The sequence below is a fragment of the Novosphingobium sp. 63-713 genome, assembly GCF_001898925.1.
Classification (GTDB): Bacteria; Pseudomonadota; Alphaproteobacteria; order Sphingomonadales; family Sphingomonadaceae; genus Novosphingobium.
This window is the reverse complement of record NZ_MKVS01000027.1, coordinates 30,856-54,233: the sequence shown is the minus strand read 5'-3', so window position 1 is coordinate 54,233 and position 23,378 is coordinate 30,856. Positions and strand designations below refer to the sequence as shown.

Sequence of the window (23,378 nt, the reverse complement as noted above, 5' to 3'; positions counted from 1 at the left end):
TGGGGAAGAGACGGATCAGGGGAGGGTGACGGCAACCGCGCCGATTTCGCCGCCCGCGCCATTGCCCGCGCCCTTGCCGCCGGTGCGCGGCAGGGTGAAGGGCACGCTGACCAGTTCGCGCCCGCCGGTTTCGCGTGCGGCCTCGACCTTGAGCGTATAGACGCCGGGTTTCAGATCGGCGGGCAGGGGGATCGTGTGGTGGCCCGGCGCGCGGGTGGCGCCCGAAATGCCGGAGGGCGGCGTGCCGATATTGCGCCCGGCCACGCGCCACCATCCGCGCAGGTCCGACAGCCATTTCGTGCCCGGATCGCCGCGATGGTCGGCGTCATACCAGACGGCCACGGTGCGCGGCTGGATGCCTGCGCCCTCGATCCAGATGGCGACATAGGGGCGGTGATATTCGGCCACCGACAGGCGCGACAGGTCGATAGAGATCGAACCGGCCATGGCGCTTGCCGGGGCAAGAGCCAGCACGGGGGCAAGCAGGGAGGAGGGTTTCATCGGATATTCCTTTTAGGGAACAAGGAAATGGACAAGCAGCAGCGGCACGATCAGCCCCAGCCCGACCAGCGGCCATGTCGAGGGGCGGCGCTTGGAATGGAGATGCAGCAGCAGCAGGCCGGTGAGCGTAAAGACCACGCAGGCCACCGCGAAAATGTCCAGGAACCACACCCACGGCCCGCCCGCATTGCGCCCCTTGTGCAGATCATTGGCCAGCGAGAGCAGGCCCCGGTCGGTCAGTTCCGCCGTAATCGCGCCATCGGCCGGGTTGATCGAGACAAAGCCGTCGCCGCCCGGACGGGGCAGGTTGACCGTGATCGCATCCTCGGCCCATTCGGCGTCATGGCCCGAAACATCAATGTGGACGGCCTGTTCGACCGCGGCGGCGACCGGCGCGGGCAGGGGAGCGTTGGGGCCATGGTGCGCGCGCAGCAGCACCAGCGCGCCGACCGACAATTGCCCGCTGCGTTCGACCACCTTGGGGCTGGCGGCAAAGGCGCCCGCATGGTTCAGCGTGATCCCGGTGATGGCGAAAAACAACATGCCGATCAACGATATGGCCGCGCTGATCCAGTGCCATGTGTGAAACTGGCGCTGCCACCACTGTTTGGCCGCGCCATTCTTTTTCCTGCTCATGCCGGGGCCATGTCCGTCGATAGAATCTGGGCGGCAAACCGACGCAGCCATGCTTCCTCGCGCCCGTTCAGCCACTGGGCCATCTGGCGGCGGAACCGTGCATGGCCAAGGCGCGCCGCCTCAGCCAGCCAGCGCTGCGCCGAATCCATCCGCCCATGCGCGATTTCCATGCGGGCATGGTTGAAACAGCCGCGAAAATCGCCGCCCTCGGCCGCGCGGGCATAGTGATAGGCAGCCACGTCCAGATTGACCGGCACGGCCCAGCCATCCTCGTGGAACGATCCGATCATGTTTTGCGATTTTGCATGGCCCATGGCGGCGGCGCGGCGGAACAGGACCAGCGCCCGCGCCCGGTCCTGCGCCACGCCCCGGCCCAGCGAGAGCGCGGTGGCGTAATTGTAGAGGCCCCAGGCATCGCCCTTGTCAGCGGCGGCGGCAAACCATGATGCGGCAAGGCGTGGCGTCTCATCCACGCCCCAGCCCTGATCGAGGCAGCGGCCCACCATGTTCATCGCCGGTGCCAGACCCGATTGTGCGGCCTGAACAAACCAGCGGAAGGCGCCTTGCGGATCGCGCGCCACGCCGCGCCCGTCCAGCAGGCATTGCCCGTAATGCAGCGCGGCATGGGCGTCCCCGCCGCGTGCCGCATCAAACAGCGCAGCGGCGGCGCCGGCAGGATCCCCCGCCAGCACCGCCTGCCACTCTTCCACCGTCAGCGGGGAATGGCTCATGCTCAATACTTCAGGCTCAGGCTGGCCAGAATGGTGCGGCCCGCCGCCTGATGGGCATAATGGCTGACATAGGTGGCATCGTAATAGAGCTTGTTGGTCAGGTTCAGCGCCGAGACCTTGACGCCGATATGGTCGGTCAACTGATACGCGGCATTGGCATCAAAGCGCCAGTAGGACGGCGTATAGACCGCGCGCACCGTCGAGGCCGTGCTGCCGAAGGAATAGCCGCCATACACCTTGCCCATATAGATCGCGCCGCCGCCAAGCGTGAACTTGGGCGTGACCTTGTAGGTCGTGGTCAGGCTGATGCTGTCGAGCGGGGTGTTGGGCGCGCGCTTGCCGGTGATGGCGGCGGGCACATAGGCGGTGCCCACCAGCGTATAGCCGCCGTTGAGCATGACCGAGGGCATATGCGCCCAGCCGCCGAACAGGCTCCACTTGTCGGTGATATTGCCGCTGATGCCCAGTTCGATGCCGCGCACCCGCTTGTCGCCGATAAAGCCCACCGTGCCGTCGCCCAGATTGGCGCGCACATTGGTGGTGCGCGTCTGGAACACGGCCAGCGAGAGCGACAGGTTCTCGTCAAACAGGTTCCACTTGGTGCCCGCCTCATAGGTTGTGCTCTTTTGCACTTTCAGCGCGTCCACACCGATGGTGGTGGCGGTCAGCGTGTTGTCCTCCAGCCCCTGCGACAGGAACGAGCCGGGCGCGATGGCCGAGGTCGAGGTCGAGATATAGAAGCTGCCGTTCGGGCGCGGCTTGTAGACCAGACCGGCCTGATAGGTGAACAGATCGTCCACCCGGCGCTGCCATGTGCGCGCCGCCGTATAGGGCGCGGCCGAACTGGCGCTGACATGGGTGAGATAGCGGTCATAGCGCCCGCCCAGATTGATCATCCACTTGTCCGACAGCGTGATCGTGTCAAACACATAGGCCGACAGCGTGGTCCAGTCCGAGAAGGTCTGGGAATTGTTCGGGCCCTTGACGACGGGCACGTTGAAGGCGTCAAACGGATTGGGGTTGGAAGCGCTGGTGCAGATGCCGTTGGTGCCCGTCGTGGCCGTGGGGCAGGCAATGGCCAGCGCGACCGCCGTGCCGCTGGTGTCGGACAGGTAATTGCCGATGGCCGATTTCTGCCAGTTGAACTCCAGCCCGGCGGCGAAACTGTGCTGGATGCCGCCGGTGTTGAACTTGCCCGACAGGTCGAGCTGATCGACCAGCCCGTCCTGTTTGCTGTAGCGTGCGTTCACCCGGCGCGAGATCGTGCCATAGGAATAGAGATTGCCGCGCGAGTCATCGGGCAGGGTCCAGAGATAATCCTGCTCGGTGTTGCTGTAGCGCACGGTGTTGCGGATTTTCAGGTCCGGGCTGATCTTGTGTTCAAAGCGCGCGGTGAAGGCGTCGGTGTTGCTGGTGCGGAAATCGCGGTTGACGAGGCCATAGAACGTGCCGCGCTGGCGCTGGACGGTGCCGCCATTGGCCGTGGTGAAAGGATCGGTGCCCAGCGGGGCGACTTCGTAATAGCCGGCGCCAAAGCTGGAGGCGATCCGCGTATAGGGGATGCCCTGATCGGGCAATTCGCTCGACTGCATGTGATACCAGTCCAGTGTCAGGCTGGTGGGGCCGGTCATGCCGATCTTCAGCGAGGGCGCGATGCCCCAGCGGCGTTGCCACACGTAATCGCGGCCCGCGACGCCCTGATCGTGATACATGCCCGACACGCGCAGGCCGACGAAATCGCTGATCGGCTGGTTGATGTCGGCCGTGAAGCGCTTGTAATCCTTGGTGCCATAGGTGGCGTCCGCATTGATGAAGCGGCGCTTTTCGGGGCTCTTGGACACGATATTGATCGAGCCGCCCGCATTGCCCGAACCATTGGTGATGCCGTCCGAGCCCTTGGTAATCTCGATGGATTCGACCGCAAAGGTTTCGCGGCTGGTGGCGGCAATATCGCGCACGCCGTCCAGATAGATCGCGTTCGACGAATCCGAACCGCGCAGGAAGGGACGGTCGCCCAGCGGGTTGCCGCCTTCGCCCGAACCCAGCGTGATGCCCGGCACCGTGCGCAGCGCCTCGGCCAGCGTGGTCGAGGACGTGTCCTCCAGCACCTGACGCGTCACCACCGTGATCGAGCGGGGCGTGTCGACCAGATCGGCGGTCGCCTTGGGCGAGGACTGGCGCTCGGTCTTGTACGTGCCGCCCGTGACGGCGGTATCGGTGACGGCAAAGCTGCCCAGATCGGCCTGCTGGGGCGTTTGTTCGGCGGCCAGCGCGGGATTGGCGATGGCAGGCGCAATCAGCGATGCGGCGCCGAGCAGGAGAGGTTTGCTGCCGGAGTTCATGAGCTTTCCTTATTGCGATTAAGTTGCAAGAGCCTATTGAGCAAATGCGAATGCGTTGCAATAGGAAAAATGAATAAAAATTCATGGCCCTTTCCCCGCCGGAGCGCCCCCAAATTTTAACGGGCGATAACCAGCGCCACCCGCGCCCTGTGCGAAATCGGTGCCGAACAGGGCTGCTGGCCGCTCGTTTTGCGCAACAGCCGCCAAGGGTTTCTGCCTAGATCCAGCCCCTTCGGATTTTAGAAATTTGTCGCCAATTGCGAAGTTTCGCGTCGCAACTCAGACAAAAGTCCACACAGACCCATGCTCAAACGGATTGATCCCCAGCAGGCGCAACTTGGCATGTTCATCCACAAGCTGGAGGGCAACTGGTTCAGCCATCCCTTCTGGCGGGGGCGCTTTTTGCTGGTGGACGAAGACCGGCTGGCGCGGCTGCGGGCCAGCGATGTGGCCGCCGTGATTATCGATACCGCGCGCGGATGCGATGTGCCCGAGGGCGAGCCTTTGGCCGCGCTGCCCCCGGTCACGCCCCGGCGGCGGCGCCAGATGTTGCTGGAGGAGCAGAAGGCCGACCGGCGCCAATCCGCCCATACGCTGACTCCGCGCAGCATGGCCCGCGAATTCGGTCGCGCCGAACAGGCCGCCGACATGGGCGTCAAAGTCATCTCGCGCGCCTTTATCGAGGCCCGGCTGGGCAAGGCGATCCAGCCTGAGGTGGTGGCCCCGGTGGTCGAATCGGTCTTTGCCTCGGTTCAGCGCAACCCCCATGCCTTCAACGGGTTGATGCGGTGCAAGCGCGACATGGAATATCTGTTCCGCCATGCGCTGGCCACATCGGCGCTGATGATCTCGCTGGGGCGGCAGATGAAACTGTCGCATGAACAGATGCATGATGCCGGCCTTGCGGGCCTGTTGATGGACAGCGGCATTGCGCTGCTCCCCATGCCCGAGCGATGGCAGGGCGACTGGCGGGATCTGCCCGAGCGGGCCGTGCGCGAGCATGTGTTGTTCGGGCGCGATTTCGTGGCGACGGGCGGTTTTGACGAAGTGGTCGTGCGCGCCTGCTATGAGCACCACGAGCGGATGGACGGCGCGGGCTATCCCGAAGGCGTAGCGGGCGAGGGGATCAGCCTGCTGGGCCGGATGGCGGCGATCTGCGATGCCTATGACGATCTGGCCAATCCGTTTGACGGGGACGGCGTATCGGACCCGGCCCGCGTGATCGAGATGATGCAGGCCGACGCAGGGGCGTATGATCCCGATATTCTGCGCGAGTTCATTGTCGCGGTCGGGGTCTATCCGGTGGGGTCGATCGTGCTGCTGGCCTCGCATCGGCTGGCGATGGTGGTGGACCAAAACCCCGACGATCCGGCCATGCCCACCGTGCGCTGCTTCTATTCGCTCAAACTGGGCCGGGCGGTGGCGCAGGAGACGGTCGATCTGGGCAATTGCTACGGCAAGGACCGCATCGTGGGCGCGGCCGACAGCGCGCTGCTTGCGCAGGCCAATCTGCCCAATCTGAGCCAGATGCGGATGAAATTGCTGGCGGCGGCCTGCGCTGGATAAACGGGCTATTTCTGATAGGCCAGTGCGGCAAACCCCTGCTGGATTTCGCCCAGCACCAGATCGGCGGCATAGGACAGCGTGCGCGATGTGGCCGTGGTCATGGCCAGCACCAGAGGTTTCAGGATCGGATCGGCCAGAGGGGTAAAACAGAGCGTTCCGGCGCGCACCTCGCTGGCCACATCGACCCATGACAGGACGCCCACGCCGACGCCTTCCTGCACCAGACTGGCGATCATCTGGATATTGTCGGATGTGAAGATGCGGTTGAGCGGCACCTGCGCCGCGCCTTGCAGAACGGCCACCTGATCATGCACCGCCAGAGGCCGCGCGGGCAGGATGACCGGCAGATCGGCGGCCATCGAAAAGCGCGCGCGGGGCAATTGCGCGATCGGGTGGCCGGGCAGAGTAATGAAGCCCAGCGGCACATCGGCAAAGGCGCGCACGGTCAGGTCGCGGATCGATTGCGGTTCAAAGCCGATGCCGAAATCGACCTCGCCATCGGCCACCGCATCGCGCATCGCCGCGCTGTCCAATATGCGCAGCGCCACGGTGATCCCCGGATAGCGCCGGTGGAGCGCGGACAATACCTGGGGAATATAGCCCTTGGTCAGCGCATGGATGACGGCGATCTCGACATGGCCGCGTTTCAGTCCGCGCAGATCCTCGATCCGCGCCCGCGCATCGGCCAGCGATTTTTGCCAGTTGCCGCCCGCCGCCATCATGATCTCGCCCGCGGCCGTCAGGCGCAGGCCCGAGGGCAGACGCTCAAACAGCGGCATACCGATCTCGGCCTCGGCGTTCAGGATTTGCCGGTCGATGGCCGAGGCGGAGACATGCAGTTCATCGGCTGCCTTACGAATGGAGCCGGTACGGCCCACCACCATGAAATAGCGCAGGAAACGGGAGAAGGCGGGCATGGATGGACTCCGGGAAGGGTGCGCTCATTTTTGCAACGCTGCGTCTAAATCATTGCGTTTGATTGTTGCACGTCAAGCCCTAAATTCGCCGCCGAAGGGGTCAGGGGACCCTTTGACGGGGACAAATCTTGAACATTTCCGGTGGCAGGCGGCGGTTGGGCGCCTCGACCTTGCGTATGCGCCGGTCTTTGGGACTTTGCATACTGGCCGGGGCCGCGCTCCTCCCTCACGCGGTTCTGGCCGGAACCACCGCCGCCCGCGCCCATTCCTCTCCGCAGCGCGAGGCGGCGGTGGCGCAGATGATGGCGCGTGCGGCGCAGAGCCCGACGCAATTGCGCGTATTCCTGCGCGCCATGCCCAAGGGCGGCGATCTGCATAACCACCTGTCGGGGGCGATCTGGGCCGAGGATTATCTGCTCTGGGCGGCGCAGGCGGGCTTTTGCGTCACGGCCGATGGCTTGAGCGTCGAACCGCCTCCGCCCGGCGGATGCGCGAGCGAACGCCGGATTGAACGTCGCGATGGGCAGGAAGCGCCCTCCTATGCCCGGCTGGTCGATAGTTTCTCGACGCGCGGCTGGCAGGCGGGCGTGGGGCGCAATGAACGTTCGGGTCATGCGCAATTCTTTCAGACCTTTGCGCGTTTTGCCCCGATCGCCGCCATCTCGACCGGGCCGATGCTGGCCTCGGTGCGGCGCCATGCCGCGCTGGACCGGGTTGGCTATCTGGAGCTGGATCACAACACCAACGCCTTTTCCCATGCCATCATGGCGGCGGGCGATGCGCCGATGGGCGAGGGCGATATTGCCGCCGCCTTTGAGGCTGACCGCGCCCTAATAGAGCCTTTGCTGGCGCAGGCGAGCGCGGAATTGACCCGCGACGAGGCGGAGGCGATCCGGATCCTGCAATGCGCCACGCCGCAGGCCGAGGCCGGATGCAAGGTGCGGGTGCATTATCTGTTTCAGGCCTTGCGGGCGCTTCCGCCGCGCATGGTGTTTCGCTCGCTGGCGGCGGCCTTCATGATGGCGGACCGCGATCCGCGCTATGTCGGCATCAACATCGTCATGCCCGAGGATCATCCGCTGGCCCTGCGCGATTACACGCTGCACATGGCGATGATCCGCTTTCTGGCGGCGCGTTATCCGCGTGTTCATCGCACGCTGCATGCGGGCGAGTTGGGCGCGACGCAGGTGCCGCCTTTGGCCCGTACCGACCATATCGCGCAGGCCATCGCGGCGGGCGCCCAGCGCATTGGCCATGGCGTCGATATTGCCGGAGAGGAAAATGCCGCCACCATCATGGCGCGCATGGCCCGCGCGGGGATTGCGGTCGAAATCAATCTGACCAGCAATGATGTGATCCTCGGCGTAAAAGGCGAAGCGCATCCGCTGGGGCTCTATCGCCGCCATGGCGTGCCCTTTGTGCTCAGCACGGATGATGCGGGCGTTTTGCGCGGCGACATGACCGGCGAATACGTCCGCGCCGTGCGCGAACAGGGGCTGACCTATCGGGACCTCAAACAGGCTTCGCGCAACAGCCTGACCTATTCTTTCCTGCCGAGCGATGAAAAGGCGGCGGCGCTGGCCGCGCTCGACCGGGAATGGGACACTTTTGAGCGAGACCGGATGGCCGGGGCGCCATGATGCGGATCATCACAAAATAAGCCGGACAGGCATCGGGAAGAGGACAGGGAACAAACACAGGGCAGGCGGCGCAAGGGCGCGGCCGGCCATCACACATGGGGGCAAGTATGATGGAATCCAACGAGAAATTACGGCTGCGTCGCGTGACATTGGCGGCCGTTCTGCTGGCCGGGTCGGTGCTGTCGACCACCGCCTATGCCGCCGACGAACCGGCCGAGGAAAAGAAGGAAATCGTCGTGCAGGGCTCGCTGGGCGCGCTGCCCCTGAAGGATGTCGGCACGATTTTCGGCTTCAACAAGAATCTGGTGGAAACGCCGCGCTCGGCCTCGACCATTTCCAAGGAGCAGATGGAGCGGTTCGGCGCGACCGAGATCTATGACCTTGTCGCGCAATCGCCGGGCGTGTTCACCAACTCGTTCTTTGGCGTGGGCGGGGCGCTTGATATTCGCGGCACGCCGGGCGAAATCTATTTCCGGGGGATGCGCCGTCTCGACAATCCGGGCAATTATCCCACCCCGCTGGGCGCATCGGACCGGATCGACATCGTGCGCGGGCCTTCCTCGCCGATCTATGGCCCGTCCAAGACCGGCGGCTATATGAATTTCGTGCCCAAGTCGGCGCGCGCAGGCAAGGGCAAGTTCCTTGACCATGCCGAGGGCGAGGTGAACTACACCGGCGGTAGCTGGAGCAAGAATGTGCTCTCCGCCTCCATCCGCGGGCCGGGCCATGTGGGTTCCAAGGAATTCGGCTACAGCCTCTATGGCGAGGTCGAGGACAGCGGCTCCTATTACCGGAATATGGGGACCAAGCAGACGATCCTTCAGGCCAGTTTTGAAATGGACCTGACGCCCACGCTGCGCCTCGAATTTGGCGGCATGTATCACAATTACAAGGGCCAGCAGAACGGCGGCTGGAACCGTCTGACGCAGGCGTTGGTCAATAACGGCACCTATATCACCGGTACGGCCAAACCGCTCGACACCAATGGCGACGGCCTGATCCAGGCCAGCGAATTTACCAGCGTGGGCAATTTCAACCCCTTCTTCCCCAATCCGGCCAGCGTTACGAACAATAGCTTCAAAAATCCGGATGGTTCGCTGATCTATCCCTGGCTGGCGCTCAACAATGTCGGCACCGCCACGCTCAGCCGCAAGAATGTGCTGACCGGGCCGAATGACAAGCTGTGGAACAAGGCGATCACGCTTTATGCGGATCTCATCTGGAACCCGTCCGACACGCTGGAAATCAAGAACCAGCTTTTCTATGACGGCTATGACAACATCAACGAGAACGCCTATGGTTTCTCGCAATTCCACAATTCCTATGTGATCGAGGACAAGATCGTCGCCACCAAGACGGTCGAGAACAGCGCGGGCAAGTTCCAGCTCCAGCTCAGCCCCTCGGTGCGCTATACCGATTTCCTGCATGGCGATGATTTCACGTTTGAATATTTCCACCGCGTCGATCTGACGCAGGGCTATACCGCGCTTTCCGCGCGCCGCCTGTCGACCCAGTGCGATTGCGAATATTCAAACTATGTGCGCGGTTATTACACCGATGCGGCCTTTGCCGCGCTTGCCGATCTGGATTTCAAGTTCGGCCTCGATATCACGTTGGGCGGCCGCTATGACAGTATCAACGTGCGCACCAGCAATGACCTGAGCAAGCTGCGCGTGTCGGCGGGCGTGACGCCTTCGGCCTCGGCCACCAACGGCATCTGGAGCTGGACCGCGAGCGCCAATTACAAGCTGCCCTTCGGCCTGGTGCCCTATGGCACGGTGTCGCGCCAATCGACGGTGATCGCCGGGCAGGGTGCGGAAATCTACACCTCCAACGTGCTGGGCAATGCATGGACCACCGCATCGCGTATGTGGGAGGCCGGGATCAAGGGTTCGTGGCTGGGCGGGCGCCTCTATGCCGCGATCGACACCTATAACCAGAAGCGCACCGATTTCTCGATCCAGTCCTCGACCGTCAACCAGTCGGTCGAAACGCGCGGCATCGAGGCCGAAGTGCGCTGGTCGGTGGACAAGCACCTGCTGATTTCGGGCAATTACACCAAGACCAAGGTGTACAACCTGTCCTTCCTGAATGCGGGCAGCACGTTCAGCTTCCTTGGCATCGAGGACTTGAAGGGCGTTGACCCCTCGCTGATCCTTGGCGGTCAGCCGGGCGGGTTGATCTCCACCAATACGATGGACAAGTCGCGCCGGGCGGGCATTCCGACCAACACCTATTCGGCCACGGCCACCTATGCTTTCGACAATGGCCTCGCCTTTGCCGTCAGCGCTTCGGCCTTCGATTCGGTGTTTTCGGGCCAGTCGCAGGCGGTGCGCCTGCCCGCCTATACGCTGGTCGATCTCTCGGCCAGCTATAAGACCGGGCCGTGGCTGTTCCGTGTGGTGGTGAAGAACGCCACCGATGCGACTTATTTCCGCGCCAATTTCACCGAATTGTTCGGCTCGACCATCGTCCTGCCGGAAAAGCCGCGCAGCGTGCAGGGTTCGGTGGTTTACAAGTTCTGATGATGGGACGGGGCGCTCGGACCTTTGGCCTGCGCGCCCCGTTCGTTTGGGGAAGTGATTTATGGTAATGGCCCGTTACAAGGCTTTGTTTCTGGCGCTGACGGCTGCTCTGGCGGGGCCGGTGGTGGCGGCGCCTGTGTCTCCGCGCGCCGCCTTGGGGCAAATCGCCAAATGCGCGCCCGCCGCGCCTTGCGCCGCGCATCTGCCGGTGCGGGTGGTGGTGGTCACGCTGTTTGAAATCGGCAAGGACGAGGGCGACCGGCCCGGCGAGTTCCAGCTCTGGAAAGAACGGGCGAAGCTGACCGAGCGAATCCCTTTTCCGCAGGGCTATCACGACCTCTATTACAATCCGGACACGCAGGTTCTGGGCATTGTGACCGGCATGGGCAATATCAAGTCGGCCACCGCCGCGCTGGCGCTGGGGCTGGATCAGCGGCTCGATCTGTCGAAGGCCTATTGGCTGGTGGCGGGCATTGCCGGTATCGATCCGGCGGCGGGATCGGCGGGCAGCGCGGCATGGGCGCGCTATCTGGTCGATGGCGACATGGCGCATGAGATTGACGCGCGCGAAATCCCCAAGGGCTGGAAATATGGCTATTTCCCGATCCACGGCTCGACCAGGGTGGAGGGCGACCCGCTGGCCGGGCCTGCGCCTGTGGCGGCCAATGGCGAGATGTTCGCGCTCAACGCCGGGCTGGCCCAATGGGCTTACGGACTGACCAAGGATCTGAAACTGCCCGACGATGCCTCGATTGCCGCCCAGCGCGAGCTGTACAAGGATTTTCCGGAGGCTCAGAAGCCGCCCCACGTGATGATGGGCGATCAACTGGCCGCGATGACCTATTGGCATGGCGAGAAGATGACCCAATGGGGCCGCGACTGGGTCAAATACTGGACGAATGGCAAGGGCACTTTCGTCACCTCGGCGATGGAGGAGACGGGGATTATCCAGAGCCTCGAATATCTGACCAAGGTGGGCAGGGCGGATCGTAATCGGGTGATGGTGCTGCGCGCGGGGTCGAATTTTACCATGCCGCCGCCGGGCATGGGCGCGGCGGAAAACATGGCGCGCGAGAATGCGGGCTATTCGGGCATGACCGCCGCGCTGGAGGCACTCTATGCCGCCGGGTCAAAGGTGGTGGGGGAAATCACCACGCATTGGCCGCGCTATGAAAAATCCGCGCCTTCGGCCCCTTAACCCTTGCGTTTGAAAAATCCCTCGGCGCGGGCGGCGAAATCCGCCCCGTCGAAGGCGGAGGCGAACAGGGCCAGCGAGGCTTCGTCCTCCTGCCTTTGCCCGGCGATCACCCGCGCGATGGTGTGCAGCGTGGCGCCATGGGTAAAGGCGGAATTGGCGGCGATGGCGCGCAGAGGGTCATGCGCGCTTTCGGCGATCTCCTCGATCAATCCGATGCGCAGCGCTTCCTCCGCCCCGATCAACTGGCCGGTCAGCATCAGCCGCCGCGCCTGACCCGGCCCGACCAGATCGACCAGCAGCGCGGTGTCATGCAGCGGATAGGCCAGCCCCAGCCGCGCAGGCGTTATGCCAAAGCGCGCTCGCGCGGTGGCGACCCGCATATGGCAGGCCAGTATCAGCCCGCATCCCCCGCCGATCGCATCGCCATCAACCATCGCGACCAAAGGCTTGGGGCATTGCGCCAGCGCCGATTGCGCCTCATTGATCGCCCCCTGCGTGGCGGCGCGCAGCACCAGATCATCACGCGCGGCCAGCATTTCGCCAATATCCGCGCCCGCACAAAACAGGCCCGGCGTGGCCGAGGTCAGCACAATCGCGCGCACATCCGCGTCATCCACTGCCTGCGCCAGCAAAACCGGCAGCGCCTGCCACATGGCAAGGTTCATCGCATTGTGGCGCTCGGGGCGGTCGATCAGCAGGCGCGCGATGGCGCCATCCTTGTCCAGTTTCAGCATGGGCGCCTCTTATCCGATCATGCGCCCCGGCAACAGCGCGCCGATAGTCGCAGCGCGGATAGAGGCTATGCAACCCCTCAACTCATCGCCAGCACCATATTGCGCACCTGCGGATAGACCTGCTTTTCCCATTTCGATCCGGCAAACACGCCGTAATGGCCCACGCCCGGCTGCAAGTGATGCCGCCGCAGATGGGGGCGCAGCGAGGAGCACATCTGATGCGCGGCGGCCGTCTGGCCCACGCCGCAAATGTCGTCGCGCTCGCCCTCGACCGTCAGCAAGGCGGTATGGCGGATTGTCGCGCAATCAATGCGGCGGCCGCGGTGCATCATTTCGCCCCGCGCCAGAGACGCCTGTTGAAACACCTGATCGATGGTTTCGAGATAGAATTCCGCCGACAGGTCCAGCACCGCCATATATTCATCATAGAAATCGGCGATCTTCTTCGCCTCGGCCTCACGCTCGTCGACAAGAGCCTGATAGAGCTTGCGGAATTGTCCGAAATGGCGGCCAAGGTTCATCGACATAAAGGCGGTCAATTGCAGGAAGCCGGGATAGACCCGCCGCCCCGCGCCCTTATACCGGGAAGGCACGCGCGAGATCAGATTGGCCTCAAACCAGTCCAGCGTATTGGCATTGGCCAGTTCATTGACCACCGTGGGCGCCTCGCGCACATCCAGAGGCCCGCTCATCAGCGTCAGGCTGCGCGGGGTGCATGGATCGCGTTCGGCGCTCATCACCGCCACCGTGGCCAGCGCCGATACGCAGGGCTGGCACACGGCCAGCATATGGCTGCGCGGGCCCAGTTCGCGCAGGAAATGGATCAGGTAATCGGTGTAATCCTCCAGCCCGAACCGCCCCTCGGCCAACGGCACATCGCGCGCGTTCTTCCAGTCGGTCAGATAGACATCGTGATCGCGCAGCAGGACCTCGACCGTATGGGAGAGCAGCGTGGCGTAATGGCCGGACAGGGGGGCAACCACCAGCATCTTGGGCTGGGGCGTCATCACCTCGTCCTTGGCGAAATGGATCAGATTGCCAAAGGGGCGCTCAATGGCCACTTCCTCACGCACGGCTACGCGGGCATTGCCCACCCGCACCTCCTCAATCCCAAAGGCGGGGCGGCTGTGGGTGATGGCCGAGAGCTTGTGAGTCGTGCAAAGCGCATGGATCCGGCGCGGCCAGCCCCATACATCGGCCCATGGCCACAGGCGGTCGCGCGCCTCCAGCGCCAGCGCCGCCATCCGCCGCGATGGCTCCATCATGTCGCAATAGGTCTGATAGGCCTGATAAAGCATGGGTTCGGTTCCGCCAATCTTTCCGCCCGGTGCATGATTCGCATGAGTGCCGGGATGAAATAATAGGGTGATGCTGCGCTGCGTCATTGCGCTTGGCAAGAGTTTATGCTGCAAAAGCGAGAACAGCCTAGAGAGGAAGCGAGTCATGGCCAAGGCAACGCTCACCATTTCCAGCAAGACCTATTCGGCATGGTCGCTGCGCGGCTGGCTGCTGACGCAATTGGCCGGGCTCGAGGTCGATGAACAGCGGGTGGAAAATGACGCGGCCGACCGCGCCGAACTGCTGCTGCTCAGCCCATCGGTGCTGGTGCCGCGCCTGACGCATGAAGGGGCGAGCGTTTGGGATACGCTGGCGATTGCCGAATATCTCAACGAGCTTTACCCGCAGGCCCAGATGCTGCCCGCCGACCGGATCGCGCGCGCCCATTGCCGCTCGATCAGCGGCGAGATCCATTCCGGCTTTACCAATCTGCGCTCGGCCCTGCCGATGAACCTGAAGGTGCAGCACGAGAAATTCCCGGTCTTTTCCGGCGCCCGCCCCGATATTGAGCGGATCGAGGTGATCTGGCAGGAGTGTCTGAGCAAATATGGCGGTCCGTTCCTCTTCGGCGCCGCGCCCACGATTGCCGATGCGATGTATGCTCCTGTCACCACGCGCTTCCTCTCCTATGCGGTGGGCCTGAGCGCGCCCAGCGCCGCCTATTGCCAGACCATCGCGGCATGGGCGCCGATGATAAAGTGGCGCGAGGCCGCGCTGGCCGAGGCCGAGGAGTTCGAAGATCTGGATGTCGAATTCTGAAACGAGCCTCCCGATAAAACTACGCAGGGGTCATCCTCCGGCATTTTAGGGCTTTGGATTGTAGCATTGCCCCCCTAGAGAGCGCGCCCATTGGGGGGAATGTCGGGTGATGAAATTCAGGGTTCTTGCCGTATTGGGCCTGTTGGGCTGGTCTGCGGATGCGCGGGCCGATGACGGCGTGCAAATTTCGGGCAGCATTCGTGCGCGTTACGAAACCATCGAGGGGCAGGCGCGCGCAGGCGTGAATGCCAGCGACCAGTTGCCGGGCCTGCGCACCACTTTGCGCGCTGAATGGAAACATGGGCCGATCCAGCTTGTCGGCGAAATCTATGACAGCCGCGAATGGAACGCCAATCCGGGCACGCCGCTCTCCACCAATGATGTCAATGTGATGGAGCCTGCGCAGGCCTATATCATGGCCAATCTGGGCTCCACCTTTGGCAAGGGCACCAAGACCACCATTCAGGCCGGGCGCATGATGGCGCGCATCGGTTCGGGCCGCCTGATCGCCTCGGACGATTATCGCAATTCCACCAATTCCTATACCGGCGCGATTGTGACCACGGCAATGCCGCGCGGCTATACGTCCACGCTGATCTATCTGATGCCGCATCTGCGTCTGCCCGATGATGGCGTTTCCTTGCGCGACAACCGTTTTGCGCTGGATTCGGAAAATGTGAACATCGCGCTGACGGGCGGATTGCTGGCGCATCAGGCCAAGGGCAGCCCGTTCCTGTCCGAAATCAGCTTCATCCATTTTGGCGAGCGCGACGCGCCCGGCCACCCCACGCGCGACCGTTCGCTCAATAATCTGGGCCTGCGCGCCAGTGCGGACCCGCGCCCCGGCCATGTCGATGGCGGGGTCGAGGGCATCTATCAATGGGGCCATGTCAGCGCCAGCACCGCCGCCAACGCCGCCATGCTGACCGCCAGCGCGACCTTCGTGCGCGCCCATCTGGGCTATAGCTGGGCGGGCAAGTGGAAGCCGCATGTGCTGGCCGAATTCGACCGGGCCAGCGGCGACGGCACCTCGGGCACCTATGGCCGTTTCGACACTTTGTTCGGTTTTCGCCGCGGCGATCTGGCGCCCAGCGGCCTGTACAATGCCATCGGGCGCGCCAATATCCTCTCGCCCGGCCTGCGGATCGAGGTCACGCCCAGCGCCCGCGTGGATGCGTTTATCGGCTGGCGCGGCATGTGGCTGGCCGACAGCCATGACAGTTTTTCGACCACCAACGTGCGCGATGCGTCCGGGCGCAGCGGCAATTTCGCCGGGCATCAGTTCGATACGCGGCTGCGCTATTGGATAAAGCCGAAAAAGCTTCGTTTTGAATTTGATGGGGTCTATTTGGCGCGTGGATCGTTTATGGAAAACGCGCCCAATGGACGGCGCGGCGATACGCGCTATGTGTCGTTCAATCTGACCGGATTTTTCTGATTCTGGCGGCATGGTCGGGCCGCCTGTCGCAGGGGGCTGTTAAGACATGTCGGTGGGTTTGATCGCGCTGCTCGATGATGTGGCGATGATTGCCAAGGCGGCGGCGGCCTCGCTGGACGATATGGCCGCCGGCGTGGCGCAGGCGGGCAGCAAGGCGGCGGGCGTGGTCATCGACGATGCGGCGGTGACGCCTGCCTATGTCGCCTCGTTTACCCCCGACCGCGAATTGCCCGTCATCGCCCGTATCGCGCGGGGCAGCCTGTTCAACAAGCTGGTGATCCTGCTGCCGGTGGCGTTGGCGCTCTCGGCGCTGTTGCCATGGGCGATCACGCCGCTGCTGATGCTGGGCGGGCTGTTTCTGAGCTATGAGGGCGCGGAAAAGCTGCTGGAGAAGCTGGGCGGCGAGGGACATGGCGAAACGCCCGACGGGCCGGTGGCCGATGGCAAGGCCTTTGAGGCCGCGCGCGTCAAGGGCGCGGTGCGCACCGATCTGATCCTCTCGGCCGAAATCATGGCCATCGCTCTGGCTGAGGTGGCGGATAAGCCCTTGGTCGAGCGGGCGGTCATTCTGGGCATCGTGGGCGTGGGCATTACGGTGCTGGTTTACGGCGTGGTGGCGCTGATCGTGAAGGCGGATGATATCGGCCTGCATCTGGCGCGGGGCGGAACGGGGCTGCGGCTGACCATCGGGCGGGCGCTGGTGCAGGGCACGCCGCCCTTGCTCACCCTGCTGGCCAATGTGGGCACGGCCGCGATGCTGTGGGTGGGCGGCGGCATCCTGCTGCACGGAGCCGAGCAACTGGGCCTTGCCGCGCCCGCCCATTGGCAGCATGGCGCGGCCCATGTGGTCGAAATGGCCGCGGGCGGAGCGCTGGGCTGGATCGCGGGGGCAGGGATTGCCGGGCTGGTCGGGCTGGCGATCGGCATGATCGTGGCGGGGGTGCTGCACGGGCTGCCCGCTCTGTTGCGGCGGGCATGAAAAAGGGGGCTCTTGGCCCCCATTGATCAATTCGGCAATTCTTCGCTTTCCTCGCGGTCATAGCGATTGTTGATTTGCGTCAGGCGGTCGGTTTCCGACCTTTCGCGCTGGCTGGCATGGCGCAGCACCAGTTCCTCGAAAATATCGGGATGCAGCGGCCGGTCGAATTCCAGCCCCGCGCTCTGTCCCATCAGCCACACCACAGTCGCCTCCTTGGGCGCCAGCGAGGGCAGGCACAGCGTCACCTTGTCTCCACAGCGCAGCCCTGCGATGCCTTCGACCCGCGCCCCGCCGCAGGTCAGGTTCTTGAGCAGGGTTGGCCCGCGATCCTCGCCGAACCGGTAGCGGACCATCAGGTCAAAGCTGATACGTTCGGCGCGGGGGACGTAAACTACTGTATCGTCGATCGTATTGAGCAGCATGGTGTGGCTCCGGCTTTTCCTCTCGGCATGGATAGAAACGGGGATCGGCGGGGAAAATTAAGATCGGCGCCATGATTTTTGGGCCTGCCGGGCCAGTGCTCAGAATTCGGCCCAGTCGTCGGCTTCATTGGCCGCCTCGGGCGTCGGCTGAATGGCCAGCGCGCCCTCGCTGCGCGGCACGGGGACCAGTTTGGGGGGCGATTTGGCGCGGTGCAGGGGGATCGGGGCGGGCGACAGCTCGGCCAGCGAGGTGAGGCTACTGCCCGCCGTGCGCTCGATGCGGAAACGCGCGACCAGTTGGGCCAGCTCCTGCGCCTGCGAGGCAAGGCTGCGCGCGGCGGCGGTGGCTTCTTCGGCAATGGCGGCGTTGGCCTGGGTGTTGCGGTCGATATCGCCCACCGATTCGTTGATCTGCACCAGATTGCCCGCCTGTTCCCGGCTCAGGCTGGCGATGGTGATGGCAAGGCTGGCGATATCGGCCACCTTGCCGGTGATGCGCGTAAAGGCCTGGCCCGATTGATCGACCAGCGAGACGCCGCGCGTCACCTGATCGACGCTGGTGCCGATCAGGCCGCGAATGTCCTTGGCCGCCTCGGCGCTGCGCTGGGCCAGCGCGCGCACTTCGTTGGCGACAACGGCAAAGCCCTTGCCCGCATCGCCCGCGCGCGCCGCCTCGACGCCCGCGTTCAGGGCGAGCAGGTTGGTCTGAAAGGCAATGCCGTCGATGACATTGATGATCTGGGTGATCTCGCGGGCCGAGTTTTCGATGCTGGCCATGGCGTCCACCGCCTCGCGCACCACTTCGCTGCCCTTTTGCGCCTCGTCCTGCGCCTCGGAGACGCTGGCCTCGACCCGGCTTGCGCCTTGCGCGGCATCGCTGATGCCATGGGTCAGGCTGTTCATCGCGGCGGTGGTTTCCTCCAGCGTGGCGGCCTGATGCTCGGTGCGGGTTGAAAGATTGTCCGACGCGCTGCGGATTTCGGCCGAACCGGCGCTGATCGTTTCCACCGCCGCCGTGACGCCATTGAGCGCGGCATTGACCGCGCGGCGCATGGCCTCAAAATCTTCCTGCAATTTGGCATAGCCGGGCGGCAGGTCGGTCAGCGAATGGGTCATGTCGCCATTGGCCATGGCCTCCAGCGCATGGGAAAGGCTGTCGACCACGCTCTGGCGCTTGGCTTCCTCGGCGCGGAAATAGGCGCCCAGCGCGATATCCATGTCCATGATCGCCAGTTTCACCAGCGTGGCAATATCCTGCGCCATCGCCCGCCCGCCCAGGCGACCTGCCAGCGATTGCCCCACCATGCCCTTGATCACATCCTGAAGGATCGTGGCATAGGCGCCGGTGTACCATGTCGGCTCCAGCCCGATGCGGGCGTGGACATCGCCAATATGGCTGGCGCGCTGGAAATAGGATTGGGATAGCCCCCCGGTGTTCTTTTCAAACAGATCGACCCAATGGGCATATTGCTTGTCGCGCGCGCTGCGGGCCGAAGTGCTGGTAGGGAAAAAACTGGCGATGGCCGGGGTGTTGGCCACGCGGCCATAGAAACGGTCCAGAGCGGCCGGAGCGAATTTGCGCAGCGATCGGGCGATGCGGGAAAACGCACCGTAATCCTCGTGCCGCACCTCAAAAAACTCGACCCTCAATTCGAGGGTTTCGGTTGCGCTCTTCGGATGGTTTGACCGGGGATCGTTCATCTCTTTTCCTTGCGATCAATCGTTTTAAACGAATGGATTTCCAAAAGGAGCGCGTTTTAAACGAAAGGGTTGGTCGGGTCGGAAATCCTTTACAGTAATCGCGTTTAACATCCTTGGGGCGCGTTTTACGGGTAATTGCCCAGAGCGGCGGATTTTCCCCATTCTCCAAAATACGCTGGAATACCGAGTTCGTGTTCAGCCGAATGTAAAAAGCCAAAGGGTTACTCAGGCGCAGCAACAAAGAGTGCAGACTTGCGAAGGGGAACCTAATGGCCCTGCCATCCAAATCGGCGCCATGCTGGCAAAAATTGGCCAATGGCGGATTGAAAAAACTGCGCACCACCAATCTGGGCGCGCAAATGCTCAGCCAACGTCTGGAAATGAGCAAGCTCACGCCCGCGCAAAAAGCTGATGAAGTTTATGATTTCTTTGTAAAATGGGAAAGAGGACTGGCCAATGAAATCGCACAGCTTAGCTCCATCTGACTTCGCTGGCGCGATGGCCGGGCGCATCAATGCGCTGGTTGCGCTGGACGATGCGATTGCCCTGATCCGCGCGGGCGCGCCTTTGGCCATCGCTGGGCGCAAGGAAGCGCTTGACCAACTGCCCGCGGGCAACTGGATCGGGGGCACAACGCCCTATTTCCTGACCGCCGAGGGTGGCGAAATAATTGATGCCGGGAGGGTTTTCGTTACCGATTTCTCGGGTCTGGGCGCAGTCACCTCGCATCATTACGGCGCCGATGCGCTGCAGGATATCACCGAGGAAGCGCCCGAGCATGGTTTTGCCCTGGCCATCCTGCCGTTTCAGTCGCAGGCCCATCAGCGCTTTGCCAAGGAAGCGGGCCAATATCCGCTGGCTTTCCTCAAGCCCACCGTGGGCTGGATCGCGGGCTTCGACCTGGGCGAGGAGGGGGCCGGTGCCTATGTCTATGACGGATCGGGCAGCGGCGCGCAAAGCGATGGCGCGGCGGTGCTGCAAATCCATCTGCCCGAAGGCATGATGCCGATCGTCGAGATCGTGAACATCTTCTCCTCCGACGGTGTCGACATCCTGCGTTTCGAAGAAGCCAGTTTCTCACCCCATGACGTGATCGTGAACGGGCAAAAGCGCCTGTTTGCCGACTATATCCGCGAGCGCGGGTTTGAAGGCGGGCAATTGCCGCTGGTGGGCGATTATTCGGGCGCGCGCATCAATGCCTCGCTGCGCGCGGTGGGTGACAAGACGGTGGATCTTTATGCCCCGGTGTTTCCCGGCATCGATTATGCCTTTGCCGCCCCGGTGGAGGATTATCCTTCCGCCTTTGCCGCGCAATTTGCCGAACATGACCATGATGGTGCGATGTGGTCGTGCAACTGCATCCTGAACTATCTGTTCGGCGGTCTGGAAGGCAAGACGGTGGGCGGCGTGGCCGGTCCCGTTACCTTTGGCGAAATCGCCTATCAACTGGTCAATCAGACACTGGTGCAGGTGCGCGTCATCTGAACCCTTGCATCTGATGCGAAAAGGGGCGCGGGACTGTCTCCCCTCGCGCCCCTTTTTTGCATTTCATCCAATCTGTTCCAGCAGGTTTTTGGCAAAAAGCGTGAGCGTGTCGTCGCGCGCGCCCATCACCACGATACGGTCGCCCGGCCGCGCCTCCTGCGCCAGATAGGCCGCCACGTCATCACGCGCGGGAATATAGCGCGCCCGGCCCCCGATCAGATCGACGATCCGCTGTGAACCCTGCGTACGGTCCACCGTTCCGCCGAAATAGACCGGATCGCACAGGATCACCTGATCCTCGCCCTCCAGCAGGCGGGCGAAGGTCTGGGCCAGTTCATGCCCCATTTGCCGCAGCGGACCATAGCCATGCGGCTGGAAAAACGCCAGAATACGCCCCGGATGCGCTTTGAGCGTATGCAGCGTGGCGCTCACCTTGTCCGGGTTATGGCCGAAATCGTCGATCACGGTGACGCCGTTCGCGCTGGTGCCGACAATATCGAACCGCCGCGCAAGACCTGTGAAGCTCTCGATGGCGGCCACGCCTTGCGCCAGCGCCACGCCTGCCGCATCCGCCGCCGCCAAGGCCGCCAGCGCATTGGCCAGATTGTGCCGCCCCGGCACGCGCAGCGCCAAGGCATAGGTCGCCCCATCGCGCCGGTCGATCAGCGTGGCGGCGATCGTCGTGGGCGTTTCCGCAATCGATCCGGGCGCGATGCCAATATCGGCCTGTTCATTGCTCAGCCCGAATGTCACCACGCGCCGCGCCCGACCGATCAGGGCCGCGCTTTCCGCATCGTCGATATTGACCGCGGCCACATCGGCGCGGGCCAGAAAATCGCCAAACAATTCGCGCAATTCTTCCAGACTCTTGTGATCGAGGCTGACATTGTTGAGCACCGCCACGGTGGGATTATAGAGCGCGATCGAGCCGTCGCTCTCATCCACCTCCGACACAAAGACGCCGCCCGCACCCACTCGCGCGCTGGCAAAGGGTGCATCGGGGGCGACGAAATTCTTCATCACCGCGCCGTTCATGATGGTGGGGTCGCGCCCGGCCTGCGTCATGATCCAGCCCGCCATGCCGGTGACGGTCGATTTGCCGCTGGTGCCGCCGATGGCGATGCGTGCGGGCGCCGCGTTGAACAGGGTGGAGAGCAGCTCGGCCCGGCTCATCCGCGCGCAGCCCAATTCGCGCGCGCGCACCACCTCGGGCACGCTGTCCTCCACCGCCGCGCTGGCGACAAGGATCTGCGCCCCATCCCGCATCCCGCTGCCGTCCTGAGGGAACAATTCAAACCCAAGGCTTTCCAGCCATGCGAATTTTTCCGGGGTGCGGCCCTGATCCCGGCTGCGGTCGGACCCGGCCACCTGCGCCCCCATGCCGCGCAGGATCAGCGCTAGCGGCAACATGCCCGATCCGCCAATGCCACAGAAAAACCACAGGGTCGAAATGAGCGCGTCCTTGTCCATCCGCGCGGGTTAGGATGTGGCGCGAACAGAAGCAACCGGCGTCTTTGCCTGTCACATCGCTAAAGGCAAAAAACCGGTTCCCACTTTTTTGCGCGATGCTTTATGCCCTCGTCCATGACCCGAATTGCCATTTGCGCCCCCGCTTGCCCGATCACGCCTGAAGATGCCGCCCGCGTCGAGGCCATCGCGGGCGATTATGGGGTGAGTGCTTATTTCCACCCGCAATGTTTTGCCTCGGCCGGGCATTTCGCGGGGGATGACGCGACCCGGCTTGCCGCCTTCCTCGATTGCGCGAATGATCCGGGCTTTGATGCGGTCTGGTTCGCGCGCGGCGGCTATGGCAGCAACCGCATCGCCCAGAGTGCGGTGGCGCAATTAAGCGCTGCTGCGGGGCATAAGCGTTATATGGGCTATTCGGACATGGGCTATCTGCTGGGCGCGCTCTATCGCGCGCGGGTGGGATTGGCGTGCCATGGCCCGATGGTGGCGGATGGTCGTCGCATGGGCGGAGAGGCCGCGCTGCGCCGCGCACTGGGCTTTTTCGCCGGGGAAAAGCAGGGGCTCGAACCCTCGCTGGCCGGAGAGAGGCATCCGGTGGTGGCCCTCAACCTGACCACGCTAGCCATGCTGGCGGGCACGCCGATCATGCCGGGGCTGGCCGGTCATGTGGTGATGATCGAAGAAGTCAGCGAATATCTCTATGCCATTGACCGGCTGATGTTTCATGTGACGGCGCATTTGGGCGGTGTGGCGGGGGTCCGGCTGGGGCGGGTGTCGGATGTGCCTGATAATGACCGGCCCTTTGGCACGGATGCACAGGCCATCGTGGCCGACTGGTGCGCGCGCCATGCCATTCCGTTTCTGGGCGAGGCGGATATCGGCCATGATGCGGACAATTGCATCGTGCCCTTTGGCACGCAGACATAAGGCGTGCCGTTTGGCCTTGCTTCTGGCGTCCATCCGCAATAACCCGCGCCCACTTTGCATTTATCAGGG

Annotated in this window: 20 protein-coding genes; 10 read left to right on the top strand and 10 right to left on the bottom strand. The window is 63.5% G+C overall.

All coding sequences use genetic code 11. The features are described from left to right. Positions 1-15 precede the first annotated feature (15 nt). Genes BGP00_RS14255 through BGP00_RS14240 form a run of 4 tightly spaced genes read right to left on the bottom strand, consistent with a single transcriptional unit; the run spans position 16 to position 4,210 of the window. Entirely contained in the window at positions 16-501 is a 486-nt protein-coding gene (locus BGP00_RS14255; RefSeq protein WP_292691200.1) for a DUF2271 domain-containing protein, read from the bottom strand. Positions 502-513: 12 nt separating this feature from the next. Next, the gene (locus tag BGP00_RS14250) at positions 514-1,137 is read right to left on the bottom strand and encodes a PepSY-associated TM helix domain-containing protein (protein ID WP_292691201.1); all 624 of its coding nucleotides are present in this window, start codon (positions 1,135-1,137) and stop codon (positions 514-516) included. Next, positions 1,134-1,868, bottom strand: a complete 735-nt coding sequence (locus BGP00_RS14245; RefSeq protein ID WP_292691202.1) for a tetratricopeptide repeat protein — start codon at positions 1,866-1,868, stop codon at positions 1,134-1,136. Before BGP00_RS14245 ends, BGP00_RS14250 begins: the two co-directional genes overlap by 4 nt. A 2-nt stretch (positions 1,869-1,870) precedes the next feature. Beyond that, on the bottom strand, positions 1,871-4,210 hold the full coding sequence (locus tag BGP00_RS14240) for a TonB-dependent receptor (RefSeq protein WP_292691204.1): 2,340 nt from the start codon (positions 4,208-4,210) through the stop codon (positions 1,871-1,873). A 303-nt stretch (positions 4,211-4,513) separates the two neighbouring features. Here BGP00_RS14240 and BGP00_RS14235 point away from each other — a divergent pair, with 303 nt between their 5' ends. Continuing rightward, positions 4,514-5,776: an HD-GYP domain-containing protein gene (locus tag BGP00_RS14235; RefSeq protein WP_292691205.1), complete on the top strand. Its 1,263-nt coding sequence runs from the start codon at positions 4,514-4,516 to the stop codon at positions 5,774-5,776. Positions 5,777-5,781: 5 nt separating this feature from the next. On the opposite strand, the gene BGP00_RS14230 is transcribed toward BGP00_RS14235, so the two are convergent. Further along, on the bottom strand, positions 5,782-6,693 hold the full coding sequence (locus BGP00_RS14230) for a LysR family transcriptional regulator (protein ID WP_292691206.1): 912 nt from the start codon (positions 6,691-6,693) through the stop codon (positions 5,782-5,784). Positions 6,694-6,821: 128 nt separating this feature from the next. On the opposite strand from BGP00_RS14230, the gene BGP00_RS14225 reads away from it, so the two are divergent. The 3 genes from BGP00_RS14225 (at position 6,822) to BGP00_RS14215 (ending at position 12,056) form a co-directional block, all read left to right on the top strand. Then, the gene (locus BGP00_RS14225; RefSeq protein WP_292691207.1) at positions 6,822-8,333 is read left to right on the top strand and encodes an adenosine deaminase; all 1,512 of its coding nucleotides are present in this window, start codon (positions 6,822-6,824) and stop codon (positions 8,331-8,333) included. A gap of 107 nt (positions 8,334-8,440) precedes the next feature. Beyond that, positions 8,441-10,858 carry a TonB-dependent receptor plug domain-containing protein gene (locus BGP00_RS14220; protein ID WP_292691208.1) on the top strand — a complete coding sequence of 806 codons (2,418 nt, stop codon included), beginning with the start codon at positions 8,441-8,443 and terminating at the stop codon, positions 10,856-10,858. A gap of 67 nt (positions 10,859-10,925) precedes the next feature. After that, the gene (locus BGP00_RS14215; protein ID WP_292691209.1) at positions 10,926-12,056 is read left to right on the top strand and encodes a purine nucleoside permease; all 1,131 of its coding nucleotides are present in this window, start codon (positions 10,926-10,928) and stop codon (positions 12,054-12,056) included. Here BGP00_RS14215 and BGP00_RS14210 read toward each other — a convergent pair. Further along, positions 12,053-12,790: an enoyl-CoA hydratase/isomerase family protein gene (locus BGP00_RS14210; protein ID WP_292691211.1), complete on the bottom strand. Its 738-nt coding sequence runs from the start codon at positions 12,788-12,790 to the stop codon at positions 12,053-12,055. The two genes, BGP00_RS14215 and BGP00_RS14210, sit on opposite strands and share 4 nt — an antisense overlap. 77 nt (positions 12,791-12,867) lie before the next feature. Then, positions 12,868-14,088: a polyhydroxyalkanoate depolymerase gene (gene phaZ / locus BGP00_RS14205; protein WP_292691213.1), complete on the bottom strand. Its 1,221-nt coding sequence runs from the start codon at positions 14,086-14,088 to the stop codon at positions 12,868-12,870. A 145-nt stretch (positions 14,089-14,233) separates the two neighbouring features. Here phaZ and BGP00_RS14200 point away from each other — a divergent pair, with 145 nt between their 5' ends. The 3 genes from BGP00_RS14200 (at position 14,234) to BGP00_RS14190 (ending at position 17,304) form a co-directional block, all read left to right on the top strand. Beyond that, the gene (locus BGP00_RS14200) at positions 14,234-14,887 is read left to right on the top strand and encodes a glutathione S-transferase (RefSeq protein WP_292691215.1); all 654 of its coding nucleotides are present in this window, start codon (positions 14,234-14,236) and stop codon (positions 14,885-14,887) included. 109 nt (positions 14,888-14,996) lie between these two features. Next, complete coding sequence (locus BGP00_RS14195; RefSeq protein ID WP_292691217.1) at positions 14,997-16,325, top strand: alginate export family protein; 1,329 nt, start codon at positions 14,997-14,999, stop codon at positions 16,323-16,325. A 46-nt stretch (positions 16,326-16,371) separates the two neighbouring features. Further along, positions 16,372-17,304, top strand: coding sequence for a DUF808 domain-containing protein (locus BGP00_RS14190; protein WP_292691219.1), 933 nt, complete (start codon positions 16,372-16,374; stop codon positions 17,302-17,304). Between the two features lie 26 nt (positions 17,305-17,330). On the opposite strand, the gene BGP00_RS14185 is transcribed toward BGP00_RS14190, so the two are convergent. Beyond that, a complete protein-coding gene (locus BGP00_RS14185) occupies positions 17,331-17,726 on the bottom strand; it encodes a hypothetical protein (RefSeq protein WP_168603638.1) in 396 nt (131 codons plus the stop codon). Between the two features lie 99 nt (positions 17,727-17,825). Then, complete coding sequence (locus BGP00_RS14180) at positions 17,826-19,427, bottom strand: globin-coupled sensor protein (RefSeq protein WP_292691220.1); 1,602 nt, start codon at positions 19,425-19,427, stop codon at positions 17,826-17,828. 269 nt (positions 19,428-19,696) lie between these two features. On the opposite strand from BGP00_RS14180, the gene BGP00_RS14175 reads away from it, so the two are divergent. Then, positions 19,697-19,912: a hypothetical protein gene (locus BGP00_RS14175; RefSeq protein ID WP_168603636.1), complete on the top strand. Its 216-nt coding sequence runs from the start codon at positions 19,697-19,699 to the stop codon at positions 19,910-19,912. Positions 19,913-19,925: 13 nt separating this feature from the next. Next, complete coding sequence (locus BGP00_RS14170) at positions 19,926-20,912, top strand: hypothetical protein (RefSeq protein WP_292691223.1); 987 nt, start codon at positions 19,926-19,928, stop codon at positions 20,910-20,912. 63 nt (positions 20,913-20,975) lie between these two features. Here the strand turns inward: BGP00_RS14170 and BGP00_RS14165 are convergent, their stop codons facing one another. Further along, entirely contained in the window at positions 20,976-22,382 is a 1,407-nt protein-coding gene (locus BGP00_RS14165) for a Mur ligase family protein (RefSeq protein WP_292691225.1), read from the bottom strand. A 114-nt stretch (positions 22,383-22,496) separates the two neighbouring features. Between BGP00_RS14165 and BGP00_RS14160 the strand changes: the two genes are divergently transcribed. Next, positions 22,497-23,309 carry an LD-carboxypeptidase gene (locus BGP00_RS14160; protein WP_292691226.1) on the top strand — a complete coding sequence of 271 codons (813 nt, stop codon included), beginning with the start codon at positions 22,497-22,499 and terminating at the stop codon, positions 23,307-23,309. Positions 23,310-23,378 lie beyond the last annotated feature (69 nt).